This window comes from Candidatus Latescibacter sp. (assembly GCA_030692375.1).
Lineage (GTDB): Bacteria > Latescibacterota > Latescibacteria > Latescibacterales > Latescibacteraceae > JAUYCD01.
The window spans coordinates 1-5,554 of record JAUYCD010000198.1; the positions used below are offsets into that span (position 1 = coordinate 1).

Here is a 5,554-nt window from a genome sequence, read left to right on the forward strand (position 1 = left end):
AAGGAGGTTCCCGTGTTCAAGCGTTTTCTGATTATTTCCCTGATTCTGGGGGCTTTCACCGCGTTTACCGCATCCGCTGCCGACGATTTCAAACCCTATCCGGCGCCGCTCAAGGGGAAGAAAATCGCAGTTTTCCTTGACAACGATTTCCAGATCGACGAGGCGTACTACACCCCCCTGCGCCTGAAAGAGGCTGGCGCGGACATAAAAATTGTCAGCCATTATCCGAGTGTGATACGCGACTTCTTCGTGGTCAAGACCGACATCAACCCTAAGGAGGCATTGAAGACCGTCTGGGACGGCATTTTCATTGTCGGCGGATTCTGCCCGATGGAGATGCGTGAGGACCCCGATGTAATCAAGATCATGAGGGATACCAACAGCCGCGGGGCGCTCGTGGCGCCCATCTGCCACGGAGTAACCGTCGCGGTTGCCGCCGATATTCTCAAAGGGAAGAATGTCACCGGGAATGTGCGCCGTCACCAGGAGTTCATCAACGCCGGAGGAATCTGGCATGACGATGCCCCGCAGATAGACGGCAACCTGATTACCGCCATCGGCCCGGCGGACAACGGCACCATGCTCGACGCCATCATCAACTGGTTCAACGGCGGCGAAGCGGCGGCAAAAGCCCACACCAAAGACCAGTATCTCAAGGGCAAAAAGGTCGCCGTGGTCATAGACCAGCGTTTCGATTACCGTCAGGCCAAGTATCCCCGCGACCGCCTGGTACAGAACGGCGCTCTAGTGACCCTGGTCGCCAACTCGGCCGGGGAGTGCAAGGAATACAGGGGAGTCGGCGCCATCAAGGCGGATATCGCCGCCAAAGACGCCTCGAATCAGCAGTATGACGCCCTTATCCTCATCGGCGGCTGGGCGGCGGACACCTACCGCGGGTATCCGGACGTGCGCGCATTCATCAACAAGAACCTTCAGAACGGCGTGCTGGTCGCATCTATTAACTGGGGCCACACAATTTTCATCGACGGCAATTTCGTCAAGGGATATTCCTTTGCGGTAACACCGGGCATGGCGAACGATATAAGGAATGCCGGAGGCACACCGATTATCCAGCCGGTGTTCCGAGACCGTAACCTCATTACCTGCGCGAAAGACGAGGATATGCCCGAGCTCATGCGGTATGTGGTAGGGTATCTGACCACGGTGAAATAAGAGAAATCTTTGAATATTCTCTCGCAAAGTCCGCAAAGTCAATGGAGAAAGAAAAAAAATTAGACATGATTTACAAGATTTACATGTTTTATTTCTTGTTTCATTCTAATCTTGTTAATCCTGTTAATCCTGTCTAATTTTTTTTCATTACGAACTTTGCGAGATGCTTTGTTTTTTTACCTCTGCACCCTTGCTCCGCCGCCCGCCGCGATCTTTTCGGCCATGGAACGGGTGGCCAGGCAAATGTCCCCGACATAGGTATGGGTGAGGTTGGACCAGGCCACCGCCAGTTCAAGCGCTTCCTGCAGGTCCATCCCTTCGAGCATGCCCGAAACCAGGGCGCCGCTGAACGAATCTCCGCCACCCAGACGGTCGATGACATGGACTTCGTATTTCTTCGATTCATAGAGCCTGCCGGAGGCGCGGTCGGCCACAATCGCCCGCCACATATTGATGTTGGCCTGTTTCACCTCACGGAGCGTGGTGGCGATCATCCGCACATTGCTCCAGGTTTCGAAGACTTTATCCGCCACCACCTTGTAGGATGCGGTTTTCAGGTCTTTGTAGTTCTCGTCCACACCTTCGGGAACGATGCCCAGGCAGGTGGCGCAATCCTCCTCGTTTCCGATGACCACATCCACATACTTCACAATCCCTGACATGGTCTTGCGGGCTTCCTCCTTAGTCCAGAGCTTGCCGCGGTAATTGAGGTCCACGGATATATTCAACCCCAGGGAGCGTGCGGCTTCGCAGGCTTCGATGCACACCTCGGCGACTTTGGGGCCGAGCGCAGGGGTGATCCCGGAGAAATGGAACCATTTCGCTCCCTCGAAAATCTTCTTCCAGTCGAAATCGCCCGGTTTCACCTGAGAAATGGCCGAACCGTACCGGTCGTAGGTGACCACATCCCCTCGTGAGCCGAACCCTGCCTCCACAAGATACTGCCCCATGCGAACTTTCCCGATGCCGTCGAACTTGACCTTCTTCACCCCGCCCCCGATTCCGAACCGGTCGCACTGGGCGATGATCCGCGCGCCGTAGGGGTTGTCCGGCACCACGGTCACAAACATTGCGGAATGCCCCAGCCTTTTGCAGGAAACCGCCATATTGTATTCTGAACCGCCGACCAGCGAGTACAGCATGTCCGCCTCTTCGAACGGCAGGTGGTCAATAGGCATGAGGCGGATCATCACTTCACCGAAGGTAATGACTTCAGGCATAGAAGACTCCTCTAATTCATATAGTACATTGGACTATTCAACAAATAGTATCATACTATGGAGACAACGAATTTAGAGTTCATAAGCCTCTAATTCGCTATCTCTTCTCTTGTGCAACTGATTCTTCATGCTGTCCAGCTGATCCCTTTTTCCACAATTCGCCGAATGGTCCAGTTTCCACCTTTCGGCGGATATGCACAATTAATTCTTCAGGACTCATACCTCGGGTTTCCTTATAATACTTCCGCTGTAACTCCCTTTTCATGGCAATGCAGTCGAATTCTTTTCTTTTCCTAATCATTTTTCGCCTCCAATATCTTAACCAGATTACCGGGGGTCAATATAATAACAGAGCCGTAACCGTTCGCAGTGTTGACCCCGTTGAAAGCTCGTACACGCAGCGGATTAACCAGGTGACGGAAATTCCACGATGCGATAGTGTCCGCCCGCGCGATCGTGGCAAGCGCCACATGGAGTGCGTCGTCCGCATACCGCCGTGTAACGACTCGCGCTCTAAGATATGCTTCATGCAGGAGAAGTGCGTCTTCTGTTGTTGTGATATGCTCAGCACCTTCGATTATGCTCCGGGAAACGAGTTCCCTAACCCGCGGGGAGGTGCGTTCTCCATCTCTTCCACCAACAGATCGGACACCAGAACCGTACACAGCCGGTTATTTGCAAGGTCAAAGAACGTCCGTGTCGGCGCATAGAATTCGTCGTCGAAATATCCCCCGAACACTGATGTATCAATATACACACGCAAGGGTTTCATTATCGAACCTCAATTATCGCGGAATGTATATTCTTCCTATATTCATGTACTCATAATATATCTTGAACGGCTACATTGCAACAGGTTTTTCATCCTTACCGTTCCTGAATCCCAATAATCAAGGAACAGTCTTCATTTCATCAGAAAATGTATATGACCAAATTAGATAACTCTCTGCGTTTCTGCGAGAAATCATTCTTTTCCTTACATTCTTTCTACAATAGCTTTCGCGAATTCGCTGGTGCTCAATTTGGTAGCGTCGGGCATCAGGCGTTCAAGGTCGTAGGTAACTTTCTTGTCTGCTATCGCTCCTTCCAACCCTCTGAAAACAAGGTCGGCCGCCTCATTCCAGCCCAGGTAGCTGAACATCATGCATCCGGAGAGGATCAAAGACGATGGATTGGAAACATTCTTTCCCGCATACTTGGGAGCGGTGCCGTGGGTGGCCTCGAACACCGCTGTAAAATTGCCGATGTTCGCTCCGGGGGCCATGCCGATTCCGCCGACCTGGGCGGCGCAGGCATCGGAGAGATAGTCGCCGTTCAAATTCGGAGTGGCAATCACATCGTACTCGGCCGGACGGAGGAGAATCTGCTGGAACATGGAATCGGCGATACGGTCATTGATGAGGATTTTTCCCTTGGGAACCTCTCCGTTAAATTTTTCCGAAACTTCTGTTTCGGTTATTGTTTCGTTGGGGAACTCGTCGCGGGCCAGTTCATAGCCCCAGTCACGGAAGGCACCCTCGGTATATTTCATGATGTTGCCCTTATGCACCAGTGTCACCGAGCGCCGTTTGTGCTCGATGGCATACCTGATGGCCTTGCGAACCAGGCGTTTGGTGCCGGTAGCGCTCATGGGTTTGACTCCGATTCCTGAATCGGGTCTGATTTTGATTTTCATCTCATCCCGGAGGAAATTAATGAATTTTACCGCCTCAGCCGAATCGCACGGCCACTCGATCCCGGCATACACATCTTCGGTGTTTTCACGAAAGATAATTACATCCAACTTTTCCGGCTCGCGCACCGGAGAGGGCGTCCCCTTGAAATAGCGTACCGGCCTTATGCAAGCATACAGGTCCATCACCTGGCGGATGGTGACATTCAGGCTGCGGATGCCGCCTCCGACCGGTGTGGTAAGCGGGCCTTTGATCGATACCACGAAATGCTCGATAGCGTCGAGAGTCTCTTGCGGGAGCCACTGGCTGGTCCGGTCATACGCTTTCTGCCCGGCGTGGATTTCGGTCCATGCAATCCGTCTCACACCGCCGTATGCCTTTTCCACCGCTGCATCCATGACTATCCGGGCTGCCTTCCAGATGTCGGGGCCGATGCCGTCGCCCTCGATAAAGGGAATGATGGGATTGTCCGGAATGACCAGGGTCTCACCCTGGACGGTGATTCGTTCTCCTTCTGGTACTTGAGAGTATTTGAATTCCACGGTTTTTCCTTTCAAATGTCGAAGGACTTTTTTGATTATATTTCCAGATATCGTTGGATACTCGAGATGATCATTTCCGCGTTTTCGAGGCTTTCCCGCGCGATCTCCTCATCGATCCAGGAATCGAAATCATAATCGCCTGTTTGCCTGTCTTAAAACAGGCCTTGAACAATTTCAGAAAATTCTTTGGGGAACACTCCGGTTTTCACGAATTCGCGGTTGAAAACCCCGATATTTTGGGCATGAGAAGAGAACGATAATCCCCTTGAAATCAGCACCGCATTCAGTGCGTGATAGACGGCATAATAACTCCGTGAAACCACATCGTCGAATTTCCTGTTCTCAAAAAGGATTCTCGCCGTTTCAAGCTTGTCGCGAGCCTTCTCAAGCATCGAGCGAACATCATTTCGATTTTCCATCACATCCTGATACCTTCCCGCTGAATATTTCTGCCCAGTGGAAATGTGGGAAAACGTGAAACGTTTTTCCAAGTAACCATTGAAAAGTCAAAGACTTTTCAATGGTTACGTCATTTCCACAGCTTTCTCATTTTTTCATATTATTTTTGACAGTATCAAGAAAGCAGGAATGCATTGCAGTGACGCCCTGATAAAAAATGGAAATATAACCATGCATCAATATAAGAGAATCGCCGGTAAATGCAAGAGCATAGAGAATATTCCTTGACCTGGTTTCTTCATTTGCATATTCTTTTAGATGGTTTAATAAACCGTTAGAATAACCGTTCGCACATGCCGTGGTCCTCTTTTCTGTGTTTCCTTTGCGAACTTTGCGAATTGCTTGTCTTTTATGCATGGCGACATATTTTATTGCGTTTCTTTTCAATATAGATGCCGAAACGGTTTCATCGTTCCCGAGAAACGGCAACGGTTTCATCGTTCCCGAGAAACGGCAACGGTTTCATCGTTCCCGCGAAGCGGCAACA

8 protein-coding genes are annotated in these 5,554 nt (G+C 51.0%); 1 reads left to right on the forward strand and 7 read right to left on the reverse strand.

Features of this window, described 5'->3' with window-relative positions:
- The coding region (locus tag Q8O92_12000) for a DJ-1/PfpI family protein (protein ID MDP2984037.1) at positions 1 to 1,173 on the forward strand (1,173 nt) is incomplete at its 5' end.
- A gap of 176 nt (positions 1,174 to 1,349) precedes the next feature.
- Here Q8O92_12000 and Q8O92_12005 read toward each other — a convergent pair.
- The 7 genes from Q8O92_12005 to Q8O92_12035 all read right to left on the reverse strand — a co-directional run bounded on the left by Q8O92_12005 (position 1,350) and on the right by Q8O92_12035 (position 5,505).
- Entirely contained in the window at positions 1,350 to 2,393 is a 1,044-nt protein-coding gene (locus Q8O92_12005; GenBank protein ID MDP2984038.1) for a sugar kinase, read from the reverse strand.
- A gap of 97 nt (positions 2,394 to 2,490) precedes the next feature.
- Positions 2,491 to 2,694, reverse strand: coding sequence for a hypothetical protein (locus Q8O92_12010; GenBank protein MDP2984039.1), 204 nt, complete (start codon positions 2,692 to 2,694; stop codon positions 2,491 to 2,493).
- Entirely contained in the window at positions 2,687 to 2,863 is a 177-nt protein-coding gene (locus Q8O92_12015; GenBank protein ID MDP2984040.1) for a hypothetical protein, read from the reverse strand. The genes Q8O92_12010 and Q8O92_12015 overlap by 8 nt, the downstream gene beginning before the upstream one ends.
- A 107-nt stretch (positions 2,864 to 2,970) precedes the next feature.
- The gene (locus Q8O92_12020) at positions 2,971 to 3,165 is read right to left on the reverse strand and encodes a hypothetical protein (GenBank protein ID MDP2984041.1); all 195 of its coding nucleotides are present in this window, start codon (positions 3,163 to 3,165) and stop codon (positions 2,971 to 2,973) included.
- A 204-nt stretch (positions 3,166 to 3,369) separates the two neighbouring features.
- On the reverse strand, positions 3,370 to 4,608 hold the full coding sequence (gene icd, locus Q8O92_12025) for an isocitrate dehydrogenase (NADP(+)) (protein MDP2984042.1): 1,239 nt from the start codon (positions 4,606 to 4,608) through the stop codon (positions 3,370 to 3,372).
- A 152-nt stretch (positions 4,609 to 4,760) separates the two neighbouring features.
- The gene (locus tag Q8O92_12030) at positions 4,761 to 5,027 is read right to left on the reverse strand and encodes a HEPN domain-containing protein (GenBank protein ID MDP2984043.1); all 267 of its coding nucleotides are present in this window, start codon (positions 5,025 to 5,027) and stop codon (positions 4,761 to 4,763) included.
- Between the two features lie 127 nt (positions 5,028 to 5,154).
- Positions 5,155 to 5,505 (reverse strand): hypothetical protein, encoded by a 351-nt coding sequence (locus Q8O92_12035; protein MDP2984044.1) that lies wholly within the window; start codon positions 5,503 to 5,505, stop codon positions 5,155 to 5,157.
- Between the last annotated feature and the right edge of the window lie 49 nt (positions 5,506 to 5,554).